Source organism: Halomonas sp. ND22Bw (assembly GCF_003011945.1).
GTDB lineage: Bacteria > Pseudomonadota > Gammaproteobacteria > Pseudomonadales > Halomonadaceae > Halomonas > Halomonas halophila.
The window spans coordinates 1-233 of record NZ_PXWD01001865.1 but is presented as its reverse complement, the minus strand read 5'-3'; the positions used below and the strand labels follow the sequence as shown (position 1 = coordinate 233).

Genomic DNA, 233 nt, shown 5'->3' with positions numbered 1-233 from the left:
GGCCGCGTCAGCGCCAGCTTCAGCACCTCGTCGACATGCGCCACCGGCACGCGATGCAGATAGCCCGCGAGCGTCGCCGCCATCGTGGTCAGCGTATCGCCGTGTACGATCAGCCGGTCGGGTCGCTGCCGCTCGATCGCGGCGCCCAGCGCGGTGACGATCCGCCCCGCGAGCGCATGGAGCGACTGCCCCGCCTGCATCAGGTCGAGGTCGATGTCGGGCACGATCCCCGC

1 protein-coding gene is annotated in these 233 nt (G+C 71.7%); it reads right to left on the bottom strand.

All coding sequences use genetic code 11. From position 1 onward, the window contains the following. On the bottom strand, positions 1-224 hold a 224-nt coding region (locus tag CVH10_RS24750; RefSeq protein ID WP_369336035.1), incomplete at its 3' end, for a UDP-N-acetylglucosamine 2-epimerase. Between the last annotated feature and the right edge of the window lie 9 nt (positions 225-233).